This is a genomic window from Arthrobacter sp. CC3 (genome assembly GCF_039907775.1).
Taxonomy (GTDB): Bacteria; Actinomycetota; Actinomycetes; order Actinomycetales; family Micrococcaceae; genus Arthrobacter.
Genome location: NZ_JARCCY010000021.1, coordinates 37218 through 60114 on the forward strand (window position 1 = coordinate 37218; position 22897 = coordinate 60114).

Genomic DNA, 22897 nt, shown 5'->3' on the forward strand with positions numbered 1-22897 from the left:
AGCGGCACCATAGCCAATTCCGGAAAGTGGCCTTGTTCAGTCCTGGCCCACCAGCCCGTCCCAGGACCATTGCGGGATGCGGAGCCCGTCGGGCACGTCGTCCGGGGACCGCTCGTACCGGGACATCGTGGTGGTCGTCGCCCACGCGAAGTAGTCGTGCAGCACCTTGCGGAGGGTGTTGCCGCCGGTGAGCCCGACGTCGGTCAGTGCTTGGTCGAAGCAGGCGATGGCCCTGCGGTCCATCTCCTCGTGAGGCCCGTTGCCGCTGTGGATCCGCACCACCGATGTCTCGTCGCCGTACGAGACCGAATAGCTCGGCGGCCCGCCCAAAGCTTCCGCCCAATATGCGGCGAGCCGCTGGCTGTGCTCGGGATGGAACCCGTGGCTGAACGCATGGCTGACCACGTCGTCGGCCATGACCCGGGCATGCCAGGCGTTGGCCAGCGTCAGGAAAAAGCCGGCGCCGCCCGCAGCCTCATAGACCGTTTGCATGCTGCAACGATGGCACGCCCCAGCAGTGCACGGAAGGGGCTTACCGGCCAGCGGCCATGAATCGCACGTGACACGCTTCGCCCTGAGAGGAACCCGGTCCGCTCGCAGCTTCCGGTCGTAAACTGGCCTTCGAATCTGATTGCGCGGGCTCCGGAGGAGCCCTCGCGGCGTGAAGTGGAGTCCGGATGCTCTGGAAACTGCTCGTTGAATACCTGCGGCCGCAGCGGCGGCTGCTGATCGCCGTCGTGATTTTCCAGCTGGCGCAGTCCATCGCGTCCCTGTACCTGCCCACGCTGAACGCGGACATTATCGATGAGGGAGTGGCCAAGGGGGATACCGGGTATATTCTCCGGGTGGGCAGCCTCATGCTGTTCATCACCCTGCTGCAGATCGCCTGCGCGGTGGTGGCCGTGTATTTCGGCGCGAAGGCGGCCATGGCCCTGGGCCGGGACCTGCGCGGGGCCATCTTCAGCCGGGTGGGGGAGTTCTCCGAGCAGGAGGTCACCCGCTTCGGGGCGCCGAGCCTCATCACCCGCTCCACCAACGACGTCCAGCAGGTGCAGCAGCTGGTCCTGATGTCCGCCACGATGATGGTGGCAGCGCCCATGCTCAGCATCGGCGGGGTGATCATGGCGGTCCGGCAGGATGCGCAGCTGTCCTGGCTGATCGCCGTCAGCGTCCCGGTGCTGCTGGTGGCCGTCGCGCTGATCATCACCCGGATGGTGCCGCTGTTCCGGAAGATGCAGGTGCGGATCGACACCGTGAACCGGGTGCTCCGCGAGCAGCTCACCGGTATCCGGGTGGTGCGGGCGTTCGTGCGCGAGGACATTGAGACCGCCCGCTTCGGCCGCGCGAACGAGGACGTCACGGACACCGCCCTCCGGGCCGGCCGGCTGATGGCGCTCGCCTTCCCCGTGGTGATGCTGGTGCTGAACGTCTCCAGCGTGGCGGTGATCTGGTTCGGCTCGTTCCGGATCGAGGACGGCTCCATGCAGGTGGGCACGCTGATCGCCTTCCTCAGCTACCTGCTGCAGATCCTGATGTCCGTCATGATGGCCACGTTCATGGCCGTGATGATCCCTCGCGCCGCGGTCTCGGCGGACCGGATCGGCGAGGTGCTGACCACGGAGTCGAGCGTGCGGCCGCCGGAGCATCCGGTCACCGCCGCCGCCGGCCGGGGCGGTGCGGGCAGCGGCGAGATGGAAATGCGCGACGTCGGGTTTGCCTACCCGGGTGCCGAGCAGCCGGTTCTGTCCGGCATCAGTTTCACTGCCCGGTCGGGGCAGACGACGGCGATCATCGGCAGCACCGGGTCCGGGAAGACCACCCTGGTGAACCTGCTGCCGCGGCTTTTCGACGCCACCAGCGGTTCGGTGCAGTTCGACGGCGTGGACGTCCGCGAGCTGCACCCGGACCAGCTGTGGGGGCACATCGGCCTGGTGCCGCAGAAGCCGTACCTGTTCTCCGGCACGGTGCGGAGCAACCTGCTCTACGGCAAGCCGGACGCCACCGAGGATGAGCTGTGGCGGGCGCTCACCACCGCGCAGGCGCAGGACTTTGTCCGCGAGATGGAGGGCGGCCTGGATGCGCCCATTTCGCAGGGCGGCACCAACGTGTCCGGCGGGCAGCGGCAGCGGATCGCGATCGCCCGGGCGCTGGTGAAACGGCCCGAGCTCTACATCTTTGACGATTCGTTCTCCTCGCTGGACACCGCCACGGACGCCCGGCTGCGGCAGGCGCTCAAGCACGACACCTCCGGCGCCACCCTGGTGATCATCGCCCAGCGGGTGTCCAGCATCGCCGACGCGGACCAGATCCTGGTGCTCGACGACGGCAGGATCGTGGGGCACGGAACGCACGATGAGCTGCTGGGGACTTCGGAAACGTACCGCGAGATCGTGTCCTCGCAGCTGGCAGCGGAGGAGGCGGTATGAGCGGGCGAAGCACCCCGAGCCGGACGGAACCGGCCCCCGAAACCGGGACCACCGCCGTCGGACGTCCGCCGCGTCCGCCGATGGGGCCAGGCCGCGGAGGACCGTTCGCGGGGATGAACATCCCGGCGGAGAAGGCGATGAACTTCTGGCCGTCGGCCAGGCGGCTGCTGGGCACGCTGCAGCCGGAGCGGCTCTGGCTGGTGCTGGTGATCGCGCTGAGCGTCGCCGGGGTGACGTTGTCCGTGATCGGGCCGCGGCTGCTGGGCGAGGGCACCAACATCATCTTCGCCGGCATCGTGTCCAAGCAGCTTCCGGCGGGGATGACCAAGGCGCAGCTGATCGCGCAGCTGCGGGCGGCGGGGGAGAACCAGAAGGCGGACATGCTCAGTGCCATGGCGCTGACGCCGGGGACGGGGATCGACTTCACGGCGCTGGCCAGTGTGCTGCTGTGGGCGCTGGTGCTGTATGTGCTGGCGTCTGCGTTCATGTGGGTGCAGGCGTACATTCTGAACGGGGTGGTGCAGCGGACGGTGTTCCGGCTGCGCGAGCGGATCGAGGCGAAGATCAACCGGCTGCCGCTCCGGTATTTCGATTCGATCCAGCGCGGCGAGCTGCTCAGCCGGGTGACGAACGACGTGGACAACATTTCGCAGAGCCTGCAGCAGTCCATCAGCCAGGCGGTGATGTCGCTGCTGACCGTGCTGGGTGTGCTGCTGATGATGTTCCTGCTTTCGCCCACGCTGGCGCTGATCGCGCTGGTGACCGTTCCGCTGACGCTGGTGACGACGGCGATGATCGCCAAGCGCTCGCAGAAGCTGTTCGTGGCGCAGTGGAAGCACACCGGCGAGCTGAACGGCCAGATCGAGGAGACCTACACCGGGCATGCGCTGGTGAAGGTGTTCGGCCGGCAGCAGGAGGTGGGGGAGCGGTTCCGGCAGAAGAACGCGGAGCTGTATGAGGCGAGCTTCGGCGCGCAGTTCATCTCCGGCCTGATCATGCCTGCCATGACGTTCATCGGGAACCTGGTGTACGTGGGGATCGCCGTGGTGGGCGGCCTGCAGGTGGCGTCCGGGGCGATGCAGCTGGGCGATGTGCAGGCGTTCATCCAGTACTCGCGGCAGTTCACCCAGCCGCTGGCCCAGCTGGGCTCCATGGCCAACCTGCTGCAGTCCGGGGTGGCGTCCGCCGAGCGGGTGTTCGCGTTGCTGGATGAGCCGGAGGAGTCGCCGGAAGCTGCCGGCTCTGTTCCTGCCGGCGGGCGGGGGCGGCTGGTGTTCGAGAACGTCTCGTTCTCCTACTCGCCGGACAAGCCGCTCATCTCAGACCTTTCGTTGGTCGCGGAGCCGGGGCAGACGGTGGCGATTGTCGGCCCCACCGGGGCCGGGAAGACGACGCTGGTGAACCTGATGATGCGGTTCTACGAGATTGATGCGGGGCGGATAACGCTCGACGGCGTGGATGTCACCTCGGTTTCCCGGCGCGAGCTGCGCTCGCGGATGGGCATGGTGCTGCAGGATACGTGGTTGTTCGGCGGGACCATCCGGGACAACATCGCGTACGGGCGGCCTGATGCGACCGAAGCCGAAATCCTGGAGGCGGCGAAGGCGACGTACGTGGACCGGTTCGTGCACTCCCTGCCGGAGGGTTACGACACGGTGCTGGAGGACGAAGGCGGGAATGTCTCTGCGGGTGAGAAGCAGCTGCTGACCATTGCCCGGGCGTTCCTGGCGCGGCCGTCTGTTTTGATTTTGGACGAAGCGACTTCTTCCGTGGACACCCGGACCGAGGTGCTGGTGCAGAAGGCGATGAGTGCTTTGAGGAGCGACCGGACTTCTTTTGTGATTGCGCACCGGTTGTCCACCATCCGCGACGCCGACCTCATCCTGGTGATGGAGGCCGGGCAGATTGTGGAGCAGGGGACGCACGCTTCACTGTTGGCGGCGGGCGGGGCCTACGCGCGGCTCTACGAGGCGCAGTTCGCGGCTCCGGTAGCGGAGGTTTAGGGATACCCCCGCCCTCGCATGCCGCCGGGATGAGTCGGTTGGGCTACCATCTATTGGTTAGTTCAGCGTGTAACTAGGCGGTCGAAGGAAATCCTGATGAATGCATATGGTGCAGGCGACGGCTATTGGTATCCCTCGGAGCAGGAGCATAGAGCTGCTGCGGTTGCGGTCCTGAACGCCCTTCGTGAGTACAGGGCCTCTGAAACCGCCATGAGGCGCCGGACGCGTTCCTCCATGGAAATGGGAGAGTCCGACCTTCTCGCCCTGCGCTACCTGCTGGAGGCTGACAAGGCCGGCGTCGGCATTCAACCCAAAGAGCTTGCGGCCCGCCTGGGCATGACCTCGGCATCCATGACATCCCTGATTGATCGAATGGTGACCGGGGGATATGTCACCCGCGAAACTCACCCGTCGGACCGTCGGGCCATCCTTCTCCGCCCCACCCCGGGCGCGGACGCGGAAGTCCGCCAGACCCTCGGCAAGATGCACCAGCGCATGATCGAGGTTGCCGAATCCCTCACGCCCGAACAGGCTGCCGCTGTCACGCACTTCCTTCTGGCGATGCGGGACGCGGTGGACACGCTCGACAGCGAGTCGGGTCAACCCCCTGCTGGACATCCAAATAAAACTAGGTAGTCTAGCTAGGTACTTGGCTAGCTATTTAGGGATGGATCACATGACCGCTGTGGCAGAACGGACAACCTCCAGCTTTCCCCTTCAACCCCGCGCCCTTCCCGGGCGGGCCGTCAGCTTCACGGGGGAGTTCAGCGATCAGCTCCCAGCCGGCCCGGAAGCGCCGGCAAGCCACGAGACAGCACACGGGGCGCCGTTGCACTGTGGCACCAGAATGACGCCATCGCTGGCTCCGTCTCCCTCGGTGCCCTGGGCGCAGACCCACACGGACATGGGGGAATGGGTCTGCGCCTGCGGCTTCCGGCAGGACAGCTTTGGACTCGAGTTGGCAGTCGACCCCTTGGCCGCGGTTCACGCAGCGGGGGCACGCCTTGAGACCCTCCAATGGGAAATGGATGCCGCGGAGGCCGCATTTGCCTCCGCAGTGAAAAGCGCCATGGCTGCCGGGGCCGAGTCCACTGCCATCGCCGCCGAAGCCGGACTCACGCATGCCGAGCTTCTCGAACTGCTCCAGTGACGGCAACCCTGATCCGGCCGGCGGCAGCTGCCCGGCTGGGCGTTGCCGGGGGCGGGCGCCGCGCGCTGGAGCGGGGATACCGGGTTGGAGCACTGCTGGGGCGCGGCGCGGAAGCTGACGTCTATGAGGCGACGGACCTGCTGAGCGGCGGATCTGCGGCTCTCAAGATCTTCCGGACCGGGACCGTCCATCCCGACTCGCCGTTCAACCGCGAGATTGAGCTCCACGCACGCCTGCACCACAACAACATCGTGCGGATCAAAAGGTATGGCCGTATGCCGGCCGACGGCGGCACAGGCTCGGGCCGGAACTACGTCGCGGCTGAACTCGCCGCGGGGACCGATCTCCGAAAGGCAATCCACGACGGGCCGTTGGACCCCGCCGACGTGACGGCGTGGATGGGCGGAGTCGCTTCGGCCCTGTCCTACATCCACCGCAAAGGCATCGTGCACAACGACGTCAAACCCGCCAACATCATGGTGAGCCGGACTGATGGCGTCTCCTCCAAAGCCGAAGCCAAACTCATCGACTTCGGAATTGCCACCAGCTCCTGGCACCGCCCGAACACGGACGTATCGGGCACCCCGCACTACCTGAGCCCCGAGGCAGTCCACGGACAGCACACCACCAGCGCCAGCGACATCTATGCCCTTGGCCTGGTGATCTTCGAAAGCCTCACCGGCATCAAGGCTTTTCCCGGGCCCGCCCTGGAATCGATGGTCGCCCGAACCCTGCGCTCGCCGCGGCTTCCCGCCACCGTCCAGCGGCGCTGGTCCCGGCTCCTCCTCGCCATGACAGACGCGGACCCTGCCCGGCGACCCAGCGCCGCTGAGGTGCACCGGACGCTCCACAAGATCAGCCGGTAGCCGGTAGCCGTAGTTCTAAGGCAGTTGGCGTTATACCGGTGCACCCGCGAGGTGGCCGGCCGTGAGGGGCAAGCGCTGCCCGTTGATCTGTTCTGCCTCCAGGCCGAAGATTCGCTGTACAGCGTCGGCAAGGACACTGACATCGGTGTAGCCCGGAAATTTCCGTTCCGGCTGGGCTGCGCGCATCCGGTCATCGACCAGAGCCTTGACGACGAAAACCAAGGCGGCTGAGTGCTGGGCGGAGTGGGGGCTTTCGTTTTCTCCCTGCACCCGACGGAATCCGTCGGCCACGGCCAGGGTCCATGCCTCGGCGGCGGACTTGACGGCGGCATAGGCGGCGCCGCCCGCTGTCGGCGAGGAGGCGGACTGTGCGGAAACGACGGCCAGGCGACCCGCAGGGGAGGCCGCCAAATCGTCGTAAAAGGCGCGGCTGGTGTTCCTCAGCGTGGTAAGGACGCTGGTGTGCAGGAACTCCCAGTCGTCATCCGTCTGGTCTGTAATTTCGGTACCGCCTCGCCACCCTCCGACAAGATGGATAAGGCCGTCCACGGGGCCCAGATCGGTCCGGACAGACGTCGCCAGGTCCTCAACGGCTTGCAGGTCCGCGAGGTTGCACACATAGCCCGTGACGTTGTCGTACGCTACCGCGAGCTCCTGCACCCGGTCCTCAAGAATGTCCACGGCGGCTACGCGTGCCCCTGCCTGCGAGAGGGTGCGGACTACTGCGACGCCGGCTGCGCTTGTGGAACCGGCGACGACGACCGTACGCCCCGAGAGGTTCTGGCTCATGCGCCCGCCTCGCCCTCAGTCTTGACAGGGCTCTTACCCGTGATTCCTGCAGTTGAGTCAATAACAGGGCGCATCTTCTTCTCCAGTGCTTCGTAGAACATCGACAGGGGGAATTCGTCATCAAGGATCTGGTCCGTCAGATCCCGGGGCGGGCCGTCGAGCCTAAGGGCCTCCGGTCCCTTGGCCCACACGGAGGCGGGGTGGGGGGTGAGTGTTTCGGCGACGAGCTCGTAGGCAGCCAGCCAGTGTGCGGTCTTCGGCCGGTCGATTGAACGCCAGTAGAGTTCCTCGATGCGGACACCCAGCTCGACGACCACGCCGGCGACGTCCTTCCAGTCGATGCTCAACTTTCCATCAGTCCAGTGCAGGACCCGGTGCTGGTGCATCCATGCGAACAGTAATTGGCCGCCCACGGCGTCGTAGTTACGGACCCGGTTCCCGGTGATCGCGAAGCGGAAAACCCGGTCGAAGATCACGGCGTACTGGACCAGCTTGGCGTGTTTGCGGGCGTCCTCGGATGCCGTTTCGTCCCGCTCGATGAGGACTGATTCGCGGAAGGCGGTCAGGTCGCAGCGGAGCTCCTCCAGGGAGTACAGGAAATACGGCATGCGCTGTTTGATCATGAACGGGTCAAAGGGCAGGTCTCCGCGCATGTGGGTCCGGTCATGGATCAGATCCCACATCACGAAGGTCTTCTCCGTGAGGTGCTGGTCCTCCAGCAGTTCAGCGGCGTCAGCCGGCAGGTCCAGGGAAGTGATGTCGGCAGCGGCTTTGAGGACGCGACGGAAACGGGCAGCTTCGCGGTCCGCGAAGATGCCTCCCCACGTGAAGGAAGGGGTGCTCCGGACCGCTACGCTCTCGGGGAAGAGAACTGCGGAGTTCGTGTCATAGCCGGGCGTGAAATCAATGAAGCTGATGGGGACGAACAGCTTATTGGAGTAGTTTGTTGCCTCCAGGTCAGCCACGAATGCAGGCCAAATGACCTCGATGAGGACAGTCTCGAAGTAGCGGTTGGTGCTGCCGTTCTGCGTGTACATGGGAAACAGAACCAGGTGCGGCAGCCCGTCGATGCGCCACTGCTCGGGGTGGAAGGCTACCAATGAGTCGAGGAAATCCGGTACGGCGAAGCCCTCGGAGGCCCACCGCTGGAAGTCCTGCACGAGCAGTTCAAGGTAGTCCGCATCGTGGGGGAGGTGGCGGCGCAGATCGTTGATTGAGTCCGTGATGATGCAGACATTCCGGCGGGCGTGGTCATGGTCAGCGGATTCCGGAACGGAACCGTCCTGCACTTGAATTTGCTGCAGCCCGACGACGGCTGCCTTCAGGGCCTGCCATGCGGGGAGCGCCTTGAGGTCTTCTGCCTGGATGGTTGTCACTTCAGGGTTTGCTAATACAGACATGCTCGTTCCTTCCGTTGAGGGGATTCCTGAAGAAGCTAGCAGTGCGTAAGCATCCGTGAAGGATTCTTCCCGTATGAATAAGAAATACTTTTGCTTGTCGATTGTTCTTCAGTGCTATGCCTCCGCCCGACCTTTGGCTCGGGCTGTTTTACGGCATCCTAGATACCGCGCATCACGATGGCGAGGTAGCGATATCGGGGCGAGCGGAGGTTCGGCTCCGGCCACTTGTCCCAGCAGTGGCATTGGCTGTCCTCGGCTTATCGACGCGCCATAGCAGATCATCAGGGCTGCTTAGTCACTGAGCGATGCCAAATCAGCAACTCTTGTGCTCAGATTGGGTTGCCACCGCCCATGCGTAAGGACTTGACCCGTCGGACGTGCAACATTCGCGACGCCAAATGGCGCCTCCTTTGCCTGTGTTAGCTTGATCACCATCCTTCCGGCCCGAGGGCTTCGGAAGGCCCAAAATTCACCGCAGCTACCCTTTTCGGAGGCACCATGGGACTTGGCTCCCAAACGCAATTAAGTGATCGGGCTATTGATTTCGAAGAAGAAATCAAGCCCGATGGAACAGAGGGGTCTTCCCTTGCGATAGCGGCAGATCACGGTTCCGGCGAATCCACCAACGAACTCAAGCGCGGGCTAAACCACCGCCACCTGCAGATGATCGCCATCGGCGGTGCGATCGGTACCGGGCTGTTTGTGGCCTCGGGCAGCACCATTTCCCAGGCGGGTCCCGGCGGGGCGTTGGCCGGCTACGCGCTGGTTGGGCTGATGGTATTCCTGTTGATGCAGTCACTGGGCGAGATGTCCGCCAAAATTCCGGTTGCCGGTTCGTTCCAGTCCTTTGCCACCCGTTTCGTCTCCCCGTCCTTTGGGTTCGCGATCGGCTGGAACTATTGGTTCAACTGGGCCATCACGGTGGCCGCAGAGCTGGTCGCGGCCGGAATCATCATGGACTTCTGGTTCCCGGGGGTACCAGGGTGGGTGTGGGCAGGGTTCTTCCTGCTGGTGCTGACCGGGCTCAATGCCCTCTCGGCCAAGGCCTTTGGTGAGTCGGAGTTCTGGCTCTCACTGATCAAGGTCAGCGCCGTGGTGCTCTTCCTGATCGCCGGCGTGCTGATGATTTTCGGCATCCTCGGGGATAACTCTCCGGGACTGAGCAACTGGGAAAACCGCGACGACGTGTTCCACGGGGGCTGGGTCTCGATCATCTCGGTCTTCATGGTTGCCGGGTTCTCCTTCCAGGGCACCGAGCTCGTAGGAGTCGCCGCAGGCGAAGCGAAGGACCCGCGCCGCGAGGTGCCGAAAGCTATCCGCACTGTCTTCTGGCGCATCATGCTTTTCTACATTGGCGCCATCTTTATCATCGGCTGCCTCATCCCGTTCACCGATCCGAGCCTGCTGGCCTCCGGTGAGTCCGATATTGCATCATCGCCCTTTACCCTGGTCTTCTCTCGTGCCGGAATTGCCTTCGCGGCGGCCTTGATGAACGCCGTGATCCTGACCGCAATCCTGTCCGCGGGCAACTCCGGACTATATGCCTCCACCCGGATGCTTTACGCCATGGCCCATGACGGCATGGCCCCGAAGATCTTCGGCCGAACCAATACGCGTGGCGTGCCGATCGCGGCGTTGCTCGCGACGGCGGCCGTGGGACTCTTCGGATTCCTCTCCGCGATCGTCGGGCAGGGTGCAGCCTACTCCTGGCTGCTGAACATGTCGGGCCTATGCGGCTTCATCGTCTGGGCGGGAATCGCGGTCTCCCACTACCGTTTCAGGCGCGGCTTCCTGGCCCAGGGAAACAAAGTCAGTGACCTGCCGTACAAGGCATCCCTGTTCCCCATTGGCCCGCTGCTGGCCTTCGCCCTGCTCATACTGGTCATCGCGGGACAGAACTACGAGGCTGTGCTTGCCGGACGGTCCGTGGAGGTGCTTTCTTCCTACATCGGGTTGCCGGTCTTCATCGTTCTATGGCTGGGTCACCGCTACATCACCAAGTCCAAAGTAGTGCCGCTGCTCGAGATGGATCTCACGGCACCAAAGGACGTCGAGGACGAACCCAGGGTCGCCACCCACTAACGAGGCCAGAATGAGGGGAGCCGGGTGAGAGCAGCACCCGGCTCCCGTCTTCGCCGGGAAGGATTATGAGCCCGGCACCCGCAGCACCCCAACCGCGGCCACCAAATACGGCACGGGATCCGGATCCGTCCCCGCGGCCCACTGCATCCAGGCCTCGAACGTGGTGCCCATGAACGCGGCGCACAGATACCCGGCAACGTCCTCGCCAAGACCGGCTGAAACCAAATATGCCCGTGCCCGTTCCCGCTGCGGCGCCAGCGACTCGTAGCTCCGGCTCGCCAGTTCGGGATGTTCAGCAATCAGCCGCAGTCGGCCGCGCGTCACCGCCAGGTCTGGCAGTACAGCAACCCCGGCGACAGCCGCCTCGCGTAGCCCGGCCAGGACGTCGCCGCCAGTGGCGCCCGCGGACGCGCTCCCAGCGTGCGCTGAATCCAGAACGCGCCCCGAAGCCTCAACCACCGGCTCCATGCCGCCCCAGATGAGCTCGGCCTTGCTGGAGAAGTAGCGATACAGGCTCTTGCGTCCGATTCCGGCCTCGCGCGCGATGTCCTCCATGGAGGTCTGCTCGTAGCCGCGCTCGGCGAACAGCCGCAGCGCGATCGCGGCGACGGCGTCGGGATCAATCGTTACGGGGCGACCGGTGGAGCGAGGAACGGCGGTCTTCACATCATCCGAAGGCATCCCACCAGTATTCACCCTTACATAATGACACAGAGTGTCATAAGGTGGATTCCACCTCAACAAGCAACGTCTGGAAGGACATCATGGGCAACGAAGCTACATGGCAGGAAGCCACCACCGGCGGCAGGTTCGCCGGCAAAACCGTCATTGTCACCGGCGCAGCCTCGGGCATTGGCCAGGCCACCGCCCTGCGCATCGCCAAGGAAGGTGGCCGCGTCATCGCCGCCGACATCAGCAAGGAACGCCTGGACGCCCTGGTGGCCGAGAACGCCGGACTGGACCTGGTTCCCGTCGCCGGCGACATCTCCACCGAGGAGACCGTGGCCGCCGTCGTCGCTGCCGCCGGCCGACGCGTGGACGCCCTGGCGAACGTCGCCGGCATCATGGACAACTTCGCCCCCATCCACGAAATCGACGACGACCTCTGGGACCGCGTCTTCCGGATCAACGTCACCGCCCTCATGCGCCTCACCCGCGCCGTGGTGCCGCTGATGCTCGACGCCGGCACCGGCTCCGTGGTCAACGTCGCCTCCGAGGCAGGCCTGCGTGGTTCCGCAGCCGGTGCCGCCTACACCGCGTCCAAGCACGCCGTCGTCGGCCTGACCAAGAACTCGGCCGTGATGTACGGGCCCAAAGGCCTGCGCTTCAACGCCGTGGCCCCCGGCCCCACCATCACCAACATCGTGGCGAACTGGGGATCCCAGCTCGCGGCCGAACGCCTCGGCCCGCTGATGCAGGCCACCGTCCCCACGCCCGCCACAGCGGCGCAGCTCGCCGCCTCCATCACTTTCCTCCTCAGTGACGACGGCACCAACGTCAACGGCGCCATCCTCGCGTCCGACGGCGGCTGGTCGGCGCTGTAGGGGAGTGGCACCCAAGCGCCAGCGTACGACGGCGGGACATCCCGCCGTCGTACGCTCAGTCTCGTGCCGCAGGGAGAAGCCCCGTTAGACTCGCCTGCATGGGGGAAAACAACACGTCCGGGGACCACGAAACACCGAAGCCGGCCGGAGTCTCTGCTGCCATCCTGCCCTTGGTGGGGCTTGTTGCGGTGCTGGTGGGTTGCTTCCTCGCATGGAACAACGCCAATGCCACTTTCGGCTGGTTCGCCTACGCTCCGCTGAGCAACGAGGTCTTCACCGGGAACGGCATCGCATTTGTCAGTCAAGGGACGCAGATCGGCTTGGCGGTCGCAGTCACCGGACTGCTCGTCCTGGCGTTCTGGGCCGGATACAGAATCGGTAGAAACGCCAAGCCGGCGAACTGAGCGAACCGTAGCCCTTCCGCTTCGGGGGCAGCTTCTCAGCGAACCGTAGCCCCCTAGCGTCCGAAGCGGGTGCGGAACGAGTCCTCGATCTCTTCCAGACTGCGGCCCCGCGTCTCGGGCAGCGCGACGGCGACGAACCAGATGGCGAAGAATCCGATGGCGGCGAAGAGCCAGAAGGTGCCGAATCCGAGCGCGTTGATGAGCGTCGGGAACACCAGGGCGATGATCGCGTTGGTGACCCAGAGGGCCAACATGGTTACGCCTACCATGAGTCCACGCACTTTGAGGGGGAAGATCTCGGAGAGCAGCACGAACAGGATGGGTCCGAGGCAGCCCTGCATGATGCCGATGAATCCGAGGATGAGGATGAGCAGAAGCCAGGGGCGGAGCGGGTTGTCCTGGGGCAGGATGATGCCGACGCAGCCGATGAGGATGTGCGCTGTGGTGGTGCCGATGTAGCCGGTGAGCATGAAGGCCCGGCGGTTGAAACGGTTGACGAGCGTCATGGCTACCCCCACGGCGATCACCGCCATCACGCCTGAGAGCACGTTGAAGGTGAGGGCGGTGTTGCGCGTGAAGCCGGCCTGCTCGAGGACCTGAGTGCCGTAGTACATGACGGAGTTGACGCCGGTGAGCTGCTGGAAGCAGGCGATGCCGATGCCGAGGAGCAGCAGCCGGCGCAGCCACGTCTCGCGGACAATGTCGAGGAGGCTGGTGCGGGGTTCGTGGGCTCGGATGCTTTCGAGGTGCTCGACGACGGCGATCTCGGCGCGTGCGCGCTCGTCGGAGCGGATGGTCTTGAGGACGGTGAGGGCTTCCTCGTGACGGCCGCGGCCGGCGAGCCAGCGGGGACTTTCGGGCAGGGGGAGCATGCCCAGGAAGAGCAGGACCGCGGGGACGACCGCGATGGCGAGCATGTACCGCCAGACGTGCTCGTTGGAGCCCCAGACGTTTCCGATGATCGCGTTGAGCAGGAACGCCAGGAACTGGCCGACGACGAGCATGAACTCGTTGCGGGAGACGAGGCTTCCGCGTTTCTCGTGCGGGGCCACCTCGGCGAGGTAAGTGGGTACGACGACGGACGAGGCACCGACGGCGAGGCCGAGGGTGAAGCGGAAGAACAGGAGCGATTCGAGGTTGAACGCAGTGACGCAGCCGGCCGCGCCGATGATGAACACCGCGGCCATCACCATGATGAGCCGCTTCCGTCCGACGGCGTCGGCCGCCCTTCCGCCGAGCATGGCGCCGATCGCGGCGCCGATGAGGAGGAAGAAGGTGATGTAGCCCTCTTGGAAGCTGTCGAGATGGAAGTAATCGACGATGTAGGCGAGGGCGCCGTTGGTGACGCCGGTGTCGTACCCGAAGAGCAGCCCGCCGATCGTAGCGATGGACGTGATCCACAGAAGCCGCCGCGTGTGGCCGCCGCTCCCGAGTGCCGGCAGCGCGGCCGTGCTCGTGCCGACGCTGTCGTTGCGCATCACGCTCGTTCCCTAATGTGGCGCGGGGCGATGCGCGCGAGGCGGCCGCCGATGAACCACTCCGTGACGAAGAGGTGATCCTCGTGGGCGGCGAGTCCGTGGGGGCTGTTGAGGACCGCGGACTCCAGGGCGGGGGAAGCCAGGGTGTCGTCCGGACCGACTGCGTTGGGCCAGCCCGGTTCCTCGTTTGAACGGGCCCTACGGGGTTCGAGGGTTCGGACGAAGTGGTTGGCGGAGTCGAACTCGGCGATGCCGCCGAAGAGTTCGGTCACGTAAAGGTGGCCGCCGAGCATGGCAAGGGATGAGGGACTGTCGAGGTCGTCCTCGCCGAACGCGCCTTTATAGGTGCCGTCCCGGTCCAGGCGCACGAGCCGATGGTTGCCGCGGTCGGCGACGACGATCTCGAGGCCCTGGGCAGCCGGGCGCAGCAGGATCCCGTGAGGGCAATCGAACGCCCGCCCCGATTCGGAGCCGTCGACCGTGCTCCGGTAAGTACCGTCGCCGGCAAAACGGTGGACGAGGTTGGCGCCGTAGCCGTCCGCGATCCAGACGTCATGATCGCCGGCGGCGGTTAGCGCGGTGGTGATCGATGTCGGACGCCACACATCGTGGCGGTAGGCCTCGATGTCCGGCTGTGCGAACTCGACCACAACGTGGCCATCGGCGATGTCGATGAGGGCCGCGTGCCCTGGCGTGAACTCCTCCTTGTAGTGGCCGGCGGCATCCAATCGGGTCATCCGGTATCCGGGGTCCGCAACCGCGAGCAGTCCGTTGACGCCGCTCAGCGCGATGCCGTGGAGTTCAGGGAAGGGCACCGGCACAGTCCGCGTGGAACGGTCAGGTGCGATTTCGAGGAGGGCGTGTCCCTCGGGGTGTGCGCAGTAGATGGTCCCGGTGGCATCGACGGCGATCCCGGAGTGCATCCAGCCCTGCGTCGCCGGCAGGGAATGGGTCAGATCCTCCCAGCCGTCGACCGCCCGGCTCTGCGGCCCGGCGTTCGTGTGGACGTTCAGGACCATCGGGCAGCTTCCTGCATCTCGAGCAGGTGGGAGCGGATGTCCTCGCGCCGGGTGAGCGGCGCGGGCCAGGCGATGCGGGCGGTATCCGCATCGGCGGCGTCAGAGACGCGCAGCACGAGTTCGGTGCTGGTGAGATCGATGATCTTCGCGTTGTCGGCGGTGAAACCGTGCGCCCGGGCGATGTCATCGAGCGCCTCGGCCTGGTTCTCATTCATGTAGGACGCGATGATGCCCACAACGTCTTCGGTCGGGTTGTACACGGTACCTCCATTGGTATCGGGTGGTCCCGCACGCCAGTGTTGGCGCGCTCTAAGGTTTGATATTAGCGCGCGCCAACATTGCTGTAAAGGGTTCCGTTCCGACTCGTTGAAAGGGTTACGTGCCTCGGTAAAAGCTGGAGGAGCCGCGGAGGATCAGTTGCGGTGCGAGGGTCAGTTTTTCCACGGCGCGCGCAGGGTCGGCGATCCGCTCCAGCAGGAGTTCTGCTGCGTGTGCGCCCATGGCCCGGGCCTGTTGATCGATGGAGGTGAGGTCGACGCCGGGGTAGGAAGCGGCGCGGGTGTTGTCGTAGCCCACAATGGCAAGGTCGTTGGGAACATGCAGGCGCTCACGCTGGGCGCAGCTCAGTGCGCCGAATGCGGTCGAATCGTTGTAGCAGAGCACTGCTGTGGGGAGGGTTCCCGAGCGTCGCATCTCCAGCAGGGCGCGTTCTCCTCCGGCCTCCGTCGCGTCGCCTTCGACGACGCGCGTCGGCAGCGACGCTTCCGCCATGGCCTCGGCGTAGCCGGAGCTGCGGCCTGTGTTCTGCTGGGTGGGCGGACCGGCGATATAGACGATATCGCGATGCCCTTGTCCGAGCAGGTGCCTGGTGGCCTGGTAGGCACCGAGGCGGTCATCGCCGTGCACCGCGTCGACGCGTTCGATGTCCGGATCTTCGCCGATGGTCACGGTCGGTGTGCCGGCCAGCAGTCGGGCCAGATTAAGCTCGCCGGGAATGTGGGTCGCCAGCAGGAGGCCGTCTGCGCGGAGGCCGATGAGGGACTCGACCGCAGCGGCGACGCTCTTCTGGTCCCGGGTGTTCGTGGAGAGCAGAAGCTGGAATCCGGCTGGCTGGATGACATCGAGAACGCCATCTGCGAAGTCGGCGTAGACCTGGTTGTGCAGGTCAAAGATGGCCAGGCCGATCGAATTGGTGCGGCGCGACGCGAGGCTTGTGGCGAGAGCGTTCCTTCGATAGCCGAGCTGCTCAGCCGTGCGCAGTACGAGCTCACGCTTCTCTTCGGAAACGTAGCCCACCTCTCGCAGGACGAGCGAGACGAGCTGCCGGGAAACTCCGGCCTCGCGGGCGACGTCCGCCATCGTCACTGATCGGACATCACCCACGGAAGCTGCTGGCATAGATGCAGAATACCTCAATCTTGGCGCGCGCCATCGATGTAGCCGCGGCGGCGGGCCGGTGGCTGCGCAAAGTAGCGCCGAGCCCCGTGCCAGACGCGCCGAGACCTATTGACGCGAATATTAGCGCGCGCTAATATCGTCAACATTAGCGCGCGCCAACACTACTTGAGGAAGGGACACCGATGTCCACCAGCATTGAGAAGCCGTACGTTGAGAGCGAGTACGCGCCCCTCTACGATCCGTTCACGGCGGAGTTTCAGAACGACCCGTTTGCCTCCTATCGCCGGCTGCGCAGCGAAGCGCCGGTCTACTACAACGAGAAGTGGGGCTTCTTCGCCCTTAGCCGTTTCGATGATGTGCGAGCTGCCCTGAAGGATCACGGAACGTACCTCAACTTCCAAGGCGTGGATATCGATGATTTCGAGCAGGAGCAGAGCGGCTACCCCGGCATGCTGCCGAATATCGACAATCCCCGCCACGATCAGCTTCGCGCCGCCGTGCAACGCTCCTTCATGCCCCGCAGCATCAGGGCGCTGACTGACGAGGTCCGCCAGGTCTGCGACCAGCTGATCGACAAGTTCGCCGACCAGAGGAACGTGGACATCTCCGCCGATTACTCATGGCCCATCCCGTTCGAGGTGTTCTACAACTTCCTCGGCATGCCGGAAGGGGACATCCGCGATAAGTTCGTGCGCTGGACGCATGGCATCAAGGACCGGAAGCTCGGCTCCGCGGACCTGACTGACTTTGCCCGCGAGTCGTCGCGGGAACTTCGCGAATACCTCGCCCATTTGCTGCGTGAGCGCCGGGAGAATCCTCGAAACGACGTTCTGACGGCGATCGTCCAAGCCGAGATCGACGGCGCACCGCTCGCTCCGGAGGACATAGATTACGCTGCGGAAGCCACGGGCCTGGCCTTCGCTTTGTATCTCGGGGGAGTGGAAACCACCGCCGGCACGATGTCCACCCTCTTCGAGCAGCTTGCTTTGAACCCCGAGCAGCAGCAGGCACTGCACAACGACCCCGCACTCATCCCGCGCGCGGTCGAGGAGTCGCTACGGTACCGCACCATTTTCCAGGTCACCGCCCGCACCACGTCCCGTCCCGTCGAGGTGAACGGCGTGGAGATACCCGAAGGGAAGCGCGTGTTCCTGATCCTCGGCTCGGCCAACCGCGACGAATCCGTCTTTGAAGACGCGGACAAGTTCGACATCCTGCGCACGCCGAAGCCGCACCTTGGCTTCGGGGAGGGCCTCCACGGCTGCCTCGGCAACCCGCTGGCCCGGCTCGAAACGACAGTGGCCCTGGAACAGCTCGTGGCCCGCAAGGGCACCTTCGAGCTGACGGCTGAGCCACGCCGCTACACCACCACCCCGAACGCCTACGTCCTCGACAGTGTCCCGGTCGCGTTCGCGTAACTCAACGATTCGCCTAGCTCAAGGAAGAGAGAAGAAGCCACATGTCCACCGGACTCATGACCCTCAACAGCACCACGCCCGCCCTCGAGGAGGATGAGCGCGAGATCAAAACAACGGTTGTGGCGCGCACCGACGCCGCGACCGACGTCGTCCTCCTCACCCTGGCGGCCGCCGATGGATCCGAACTGCCTGCCTGGGCGCCGGGTGCCCACATCGATGTGCTCCTCGGCAACGGCATCACGCGCCAGTACTCGCTCTGCGGCGACCCCGGCGACCTGAGCTCGTACACAATCGGCATCCTCAACGCACCCGCCAGCCGCGGCGGATCCCGCTATGTTCACGAATCGCTACACATCGGAGCGGCCCTGACCATCCGGGAACCCCGGAACCACTTCGGGCTCGTCGATGCGGCACGGTACGTGTTCATCGCGGGCGGCATCGGAATCACCCCGATCGCAGCGATGATCCGCGAGGTCAAGAAGAAGGGCAAGCCGTGGAAGCTGTACTACGGCGGCCGCACGGCCGGATCCATGGCGCTCCGCGAGGAACTTGAGACGCTCGGCGAGCACGTGTCCGTCTGGCCGGAGGACACGAACGGCTTCATGGACCTGGCCGCCATCCTCGGATCGCCCGATGATGGGTCCGTCGTTTACACCTGCGGCCCCGAGCCGTTGCTCGCCGCGGTCGAAAGAATCTGCAACGCCACCTGGCCGGAAGGCGCCCTCCACTACGAGCGGTTCGCGCCAAAGGTGATCGAGGGCGCTACTGACACAGCGTTCGAGATCGAGCTCGCCAAGAGCGGGCGCCGGATTACCGTCCCCGCAGACAAGAGCACGCTCCAAACCCTCGGGGAAAACGGCATCCACATCCTCTCGTCCTGCGGCGAGGGCACCTGCGGCACGTGCGAAACGCCAGTGCTCGAGGGCGAGGTGGACCACCGTGATTCCGTGCTCACCAAGGAGGAGCAAGGCCGCAATGACTGCATGATGGTCTGCGTGTCGCGCTCGAAGTGCCCGCTCCTGGTGCTGGACGTCTAAGCCTCTTCGCCCCCGCCCCCGGGGCCTTGTCACCCGCCGCCGCCCGCGGGTTGCCCGGGCCCTTGGCGGGCCCATCCACGTGGCCCGGGCCGGTTCCAACGACCGCGACGACATCAGCGCGCCCAAAATTGTAGCGCAACAATTTTTTGTCCAAAACGCTTGTGACCTGCGTCATTGGAGCGCTACAGTTTTCCTCAGCCCTAGTTTGTACTGACATATGTACGTCAGAACATGAGGGATTTCTGGTCACTCCACCTGCATCAGTCCAACGAAGAACTTTCAGGAGAAGCACATGAACAAACTCGCCAAGACCGCCGCCATCAGCGCCGTCGCCGCCCTCGCACTCGCCGGTTGCTCGGCAGCAGGGGCCGGCACGGAATCGGCCAGCGGAGGCAAGGAAAAGATCGGCATTGCCCTCCCGGCCGGCAACCAGACCTTCTGGACGGGATGGCAGAACGCAGCCCGCGACGCCGCCGCGAAGCTCGGGGTGGAAGCCTCCTTCTCCGACGCGAAGGGTGACGCCAACACCCAGAACGACCAGGTCAACAGCCTGCTCGTCGGCGGCGCGAAGGGCATCATCATCGCTTCCGTGGACCCCAAGGCCAACGCCTCGGTGGCCCAGGCGGCCTCCGACGCCGACGCCGTCCTGATCACCGGCAACCGCACCCTGGAAGTTCCGTACGGCGGGCTGGAGGGCGCCAACCCCCGCGTCCACGTCGGCTTCAACGACGTCGCCATCGGCAAGATGCAGGGCGAACTGGTGGTCCAGGCCTGCAAGGACATCAACCCCTGCCAGGTAGTGCTGCAGGAAGGAACCCTGGGGTCCACCCCGCAGATCGAACGGTCGGCGGGCCTCATGGAAGGCATCAAGGGGGCAGCCAACGTCAAGATCATCGACAAGCAGTCCAACGACTTCGACCCCACCAAAGCGGTCGAAGTCACCCAGACCCTCCTGCAGAAGCACCCCAAGGTGGACATCATGCTGGCCCAGACTGACCCGGAGGCCGTCGCCGCCGCCCGCGTCATCAAGGAACAGGGCCGCCAGGACGGCATCAAGGTGATCGGCATCGGCGGAAGCATCGAAGGCACCGCAGCAGTGCAGGCCGGTGAACTGTACGGCACCGTCTGGGTGTCCGCGAAGCAGGACGCCACTGCCGCCGTCGAAACGCTGGTGAAGATCCTCCGCAAGGAACAGGTCACGACGGCGACCCTTGGCGACCGCCCCACCGTTGAGGTTTCCGCCGTCAAGGTGACGAAGGAAAACGTCGGCCAGTACCCGGGCGAGTGGTGACACCAGTGCCTGCCACAACAGAAACACCCCGTGTGTCGGCGAAGGGCATCCGCAAGCTCTTCGCCGGCGTGCCGGCCCTCAAGGGAATCGATCTTGACCTGTACGCCGGTGAAGTAGTCGGCCTGCTCGGCGAAAACGGCGCAGGCAAGTCGACGCTCATCAAGGTTCTCTCCGGCGTCTACCGTCCCGACGGCGGCACTATCGTCATCAACGGCACGGACACCCACTTTAAGGAACCCTCCGAGGCCCTCGCCGCCGGCATCGCCACCGTTCACCAGCACTCCATGCTGGCGGACAACCTCACCGTCGCCGAGAACCTGGTGCTGGGCAAGGAACCCGGCACCAAGGGCGCGAACTTCTGGATCCGCAAGCGCGAAACCCTGCGCCGTGCCCAGGAACTCGTGGACCGCTCCGGCATCGAGCTGCCCCTCAAAACCCTGGCCGGTGACCTCACCGTTGCCCAGCGCCAGCGGGTCGAGATCCTCAAGGCCTCCAGCGAAGCGGGAACCCTGATCATCTTGGATGAGCCCACGGCGGCCCTGAACCCGGACGAAGTGGACGAACTGTTCGACGTCATCCGCAAGCTCAAAGCCCAGGGGATCCCCGTGCTTTATGTGAGCCACCGGCTTGATGAAATCCCCAGGATCTGTGACCGCGTGGTGGTGCTGCGTGACGGGTCCTACGCCGGTGAACTGGACAAGGAACACTCCGTGCCGGACGAAATCATCCCGCTGCTGGTGGGCCGCCAGATCACCGACCTGTTCCCCGAGCTGCCGGCAGTCCGTCCCGAGCCGGTCCTGGAAGTTAAGGGTGTTTCCGGGAAGCGGGCCCGCGATGTCAGCTTCACCGTCCACGCCGGTGAAATCCTCGGCATTACCGGCGCCATCGGCGCTGGCCAGCGGAACATTGCACGCATCATCTTCGGTGCGGACAACGGCCGCGGAACCATGACGCTGAAGGGCAAGGCGCTCCCGCACGGGCGGCCCGACCTCGCGACGGCGGCCGGGATCGGGTACGTGTCCGGAGACCGCAAAACGGACGGACTGATCCCGTCCCTGTCTGTCTGGCGGAACGCCACCCTGGTCAAGGCCCACGGGCTCGGCCGTCTGGGGATCATCAACCCCCGGGCGGAGAAAAGGATCGGCCTGGACCTGATCCGCAAATTCGACGTACGGTCGGCCAGCCCCAACCAGGAGATCGTCACCCTCAGCGGCGGCAATCAGCAAAAGGCCCTACTTGCACGCTGGGCCGCCATCTCGCCGAAGCTGCTGATCCTGGACGAGCCCACGCTCGGCGTCGACGTCGGTGCCCGCCGGGAAATCTATGACCAGATCGTGGAGCTGACCGCAACGGGCATGGCCGTCATCATCGTCTCGGCGGATCAGGCCGAGCTGCAGGGCATGAGCCACCGGGTCCTCGTCTTTGACGAAGGCCGCGTCGTGGCGGAAATGAGTGGCAAGGACGCCACGGAAGAAGCCGTTCTCCGGGCCCGCATGGCGGCCGAGGAACACCTCAAGCAGGGAGCAAACCAATGACCATCCAATCCACGGCACCAGCTGCCACACCAACCGGGGCGCAGCTGCCGAAGTCGTCCTCCCGGCCGAACTGGACCAAGCAGCTTCGTCCCGTTCTCCGCCGCAACGGCCTCATCATCTTCTTCGGGGTCCTGCTGCTGGTCTTTGCAGCGGTCCGTCCGGAGTTCCTGTCCGAGGGCAACATCCGCAACATCCTCCTCAGCGCGTCCGTGATCGGCATCCTGGCCATCGGCCAGACCGTGGTGATGCTCACCGGCGGGTTCGACCTCGCCGTCGCCCGCACCGCCGTCGTCGCCGGAATGGTGGTTGGTCTGGTGAGCCCCCTCGGGATGTTCCCGGCCATCGCCCTCGCCGTACTGTCCTCCATCATTGTCGGACTGGTCAGCGGCACCCTGATCTCCAGGGCCAAGGTCAACCCGTTCGTCGTCACCCTGGGCATGTACACGATCCTGACGTCCGTGGCACTGCTGATCAACGACGGCGGCTCCGTCAGCAAGCTTCCGGGCTGGCTCGCCGGCTTGACGTCGCTGAAGATCATGGGCGTTTCCAGCATAGTGTTCTGGTTCATCGGCATCGCCATCGCAGCCCACATCGTCCTCGCCCACACGCGCTTCGGACGCCACATCTACGCAGTGGGCGGAAACTTCGAGGCCAGCCGACTGGCGGGCATCAAGGTCAACAAGGTCCTGACCATCGCCTACATTGTCTGCGCCTTGTGCGCCGGAATCGCCGGCATCCTCCTGACCGCCCGGCTCCAGACTGCCTCCCCGGTGGCCCTGCCGGGAGCCGAACTGGATGCGATCGCTGCGGTTATCATCGGCGGCACCCGGCTCAGCGGAGGCTTCGGATCGGTCCCGCGGACCATCGTCGGAGTTCTCATCCTCGCGTCGCTGTCCAGCGGCCTGGTGCTGCTCGGCGTCGCGGCATACTGGCAGGGCATGGTCAAGGGTGCAGTCATCATCCTTGCGGTCGCCGTCGACGTCATCTTCAACAAACGGAACTAAACACGCTGGTGCCGGCGGCCGCACGGCCGCCGGCGCCACCTCTCCCAACCCAC

21 protein-coding genes are annotated in these 22897 nt (G+C 65.1%); 13 read left to right on the plus strand and 8 right to left on the minus strand.

Features of this window, described 5'->3' with window-relative positions; all coding sequences use genetic code 11:
• Positions 1-36 precede the first annotated feature (36 nt).
• Positions 37-492 carry a group II truncated hemoglobin gene (locus PV761_RS13905; RefSeq protein WP_347897555.1) on the minus strand — a complete coding sequence of 152 codons (456 nt, stop codon included), beginning with the start codon at positions 490-492 and terminating at the stop codon, positions 37-39.
• 185 nt (positions 493-677) lie between these two features.
• On the opposite strand from PV761_RS13905, the gene PV761_RS13910 reads away from it, so the two are divergent.
• The 5 genes from PV761_RS13910 to PV761_RS13930 all read left to right on the plus strand — a co-directional run bounded on the left by PV761_RS13910 (position 678) and on the right by PV761_RS13930 (position 6445).
• The gene (locus tag PV761_RS13910; RefSeq protein WP_347897557.1) at positions 678-2426 is read left to right on the plus strand and encodes an ABC transporter ATP-binding protein; all 1749 of its coding nucleotides are present in this window, start codon (positions 678-680) and stop codon (positions 2424-2426) included.
• Positions 2423-4429 carry an ABC transporter ATP-binding protein gene (locus PV761_RS13915; protein ID WP_347897559.1) on the plus strand — a complete coding sequence of 669 codons (2007 nt, stop codon included), beginning with the start codon at positions 2423-2425 and terminating at the stop codon, positions 4427-4429. Before PV761_RS13910 ends, PV761_RS13915 begins: the two co-directional genes overlap by 4 nt.
• Positions 4430-4525: 96 nt before the next feature.
• The gene (locus tag PV761_RS13920) at positions 4526-5065 is read left to right on the plus strand and encodes a MarR family transcriptional regulator (protein WP_051628724.1); all 540 of its coding nucleotides are present in this window, start codon (positions 4526-4528) and stop codon (positions 5063-5065) included.
• 211 nt (positions 5066-5276) lie between these two features.
• Positions 5277-5579: a hypothetical protein gene (locus tag PV761_RS13925; protein ID WP_051628742.1), complete on the plus strand. Its 303-nt coding sequence runs from the start codon at positions 5277-5279 to the stop codon at positions 5577-5579.
• On the plus strand, positions 5576-6445 hold the full coding sequence (locus PV761_RS13930) for a serine/threonine-protein kinase (protein ID WP_347897562.1): 870 nt from the start codon (positions 5576-5578) through the stop codon (positions 6443-6445). Before PV761_RS13925 ends, PV761_RS13930 begins: the two co-directional genes overlap by 4 nt.
• Positions 6446-6475: 30 nt before the next feature.
• On the opposite strand, the gene PV761_RS13935 is transcribed toward PV761_RS13930, so the two are convergent.
• Both PV761_RS13935 and PV761_RS13940 read right to left on the minus strand, forming a co-directional pair.
• Positions 6476-7234 carry an SDR family NAD(P)-dependent oxidoreductase gene (locus tag PV761_RS13935; protein WP_347897565.1) on the minus strand — a complete coding sequence of 253 codons (759 nt, stop codon included), beginning with the start codon at positions 7232-7234 and terminating at the stop codon, positions 6476-6478.
• Positions 7231-8634: a DUF6421 family protein gene (locus tag PV761_RS13940; RefSeq protein ID WP_347897567.1), complete on the minus strand. Its 1404-nt coding sequence runs from the start codon at positions 8632-8634 to the stop codon at positions 7231-7233. Before PV761_RS13940 ends, PV761_RS13935 begins: the two co-directional genes overlap by 4 nt.
• 498 nt (positions 8635-9132) lie before the next feature.
• On the opposite strand from PV761_RS13940, the gene PV761_RS13945 reads away from it, so the two are divergent.
• A complete protein-coding gene (locus PV761_RS13945) occupies positions 9133-10716 on the plus strand; it encodes an amino acid permease (protein WP_028269725.1) in 1584 nt (527 codons plus the stop codon).
• Positions 10717-10779: 63 nt separating this feature from the next.
• Here the strand turns inward: PV761_RS13945 and PV761_RS13950 are convergent, their stop codons facing one another.
• Positions 10780-11397: a helix-turn-helix domain-containing protein gene (locus PV761_RS13950; protein WP_347897570.1), complete on the minus strand. Its 618-nt coding sequence runs from the start codon at positions 11395-11397 to the stop codon at positions 10780-10782.
• Positions 11398-11480: 83 nt separating this feature from the next.
• Between PV761_RS13950 and PV761_RS13955 the strand changes: the two genes are divergently transcribed.
• Both PV761_RS13955 and PV761_RS13960 read left to right on the plus strand, forming a co-directional pair.
• The gene (locus tag PV761_RS13955; RefSeq protein ID WP_347897621.1) at positions 11481-12260 is read left to right on the plus strand and encodes an SDR family NAD(P)-dependent oxidoreductase; all 780 of its coding nucleotides are present in this window, start codon (positions 11481-11483) and stop codon (positions 12258-12260) included.
• A 98-nt stretch (positions 12261-12358) separates the two neighbouring features.
• Positions 12359-12664 (plus strand): hypothetical protein, encoded by a 306-nt coding sequence (locus PV761_RS13960; protein WP_347897572.1) that lies wholly within the window; start codon positions 12359-12361, stop codon positions 12662-12664.
• A 53-nt stretch (positions 12665-12717) separates the two neighbouring features.
• Here PV761_RS13960 and PV761_RS13965 read toward each other — a convergent pair whose 3' ends face one another.
• The 4 genes from PV761_RS13965 to PV761_RS13980 form a co-directional block, all read right to left on the minus strand.
• Entirely contained in the window at positions 12718-14142 is a 1425-nt protein-coding gene (locus tag PV761_RS13965) for a sugar porter family MFS transporter (RefSeq protein ID WP_347897623.1), read from the minus strand.
• Positions 14142-15161 (minus strand): hypothetical protein, encoded by a 1020-nt coding sequence (locus PV761_RS13970; protein WP_347897574.1) that lies wholly within the window; start codon positions 15159-15161, stop codon positions 14142-14144. Before PV761_RS13970 ends, PV761_RS13965 begins: the two co-directional genes overlap by 1 nt.
• Entirely contained in the window at positions 15152-15421 is a 270-nt protein-coding gene (locus PV761_RS13975; protein WP_347897576.1) for a DUF2470 domain-containing protein, read from the minus strand. Before PV761_RS13975 ends, PV761_RS13970 begins: the two co-directional genes overlap by 10 nt.
• Before the next feature lie 115 nt (positions 15422-15536).
• The gene (locus tag PV761_RS13980) at positions 15537-16559 is read right to left on the minus strand and encodes a LacI family DNA-binding transcriptional regulator (protein WP_347897578.1); all 1023 of its coding nucleotides are present in this window, start codon (positions 16557-16559) and stop codon (positions 15537-15539) included.
• Positions 16560-16741: 182 nt separating this feature from the next.
• Between PV761_RS13980 and PV761_RS13985 the strand changes: the two genes are divergently transcribed.
• The 5 genes from PV761_RS13985 (at position 16742) to PV761_RS14005 (ending at position 22844) form a co-directional block, all read left to right on the plus strand.
• Positions 16742-17977 (plus strand): cytochrome P450, encoded by a 1236-nt coding sequence (locus tag PV761_RS13985; RefSeq protein WP_347897580.1) that lies wholly within the window; start codon positions 16742-16744, stop codon positions 17975-17977.
• Positions 17978-18018: 41 nt separating this feature from the next.
• Positions 18019-19014, plus strand: coding sequence for a PDR/VanB family oxidoreductase (locus tag PV761_RS13990; protein WP_347897582.1), 996 nt, complete (start codon positions 18019-18021; stop codon positions 19012-19014).
• A gap of 292 nt (positions 19015-19306) precedes the next feature.
• The gene (locus tag PV761_RS13995; RefSeq protein ID WP_347897584.1) at positions 19307-20305 is read left to right on the plus strand and encodes a sugar ABC transporter substrate-binding protein; all 999 of its coding nucleotides are present in this window, start codon (positions 19307-19309) and stop codon (positions 20303-20305) included.
• A gap of 5 nt (positions 20306-20310) precedes the next feature.
• A complete protein-coding gene (locus PV761_RS14000; protein WP_347897586.1) occupies positions 20311-21840 on the plus strand; it encodes a sugar ABC transporter ATP-binding protein in 1530 nt (509 codons plus the stop codon).
• Positions 21837-22844 carry an ABC transporter permease gene (locus PV761_RS14005; protein ID WP_347897588.1) on the plus strand — a complete coding sequence of 336 codons (1008 nt, stop codon included), beginning with the start codon at positions 21837-21839 and terminating at the stop codon, positions 22842-22844. Before PV761_RS14000 ends, PV761_RS14005 begins: the two co-directional genes overlap by 4 nt.
• Positions 22845-22897: the final 53 nt, after the last annotated feature.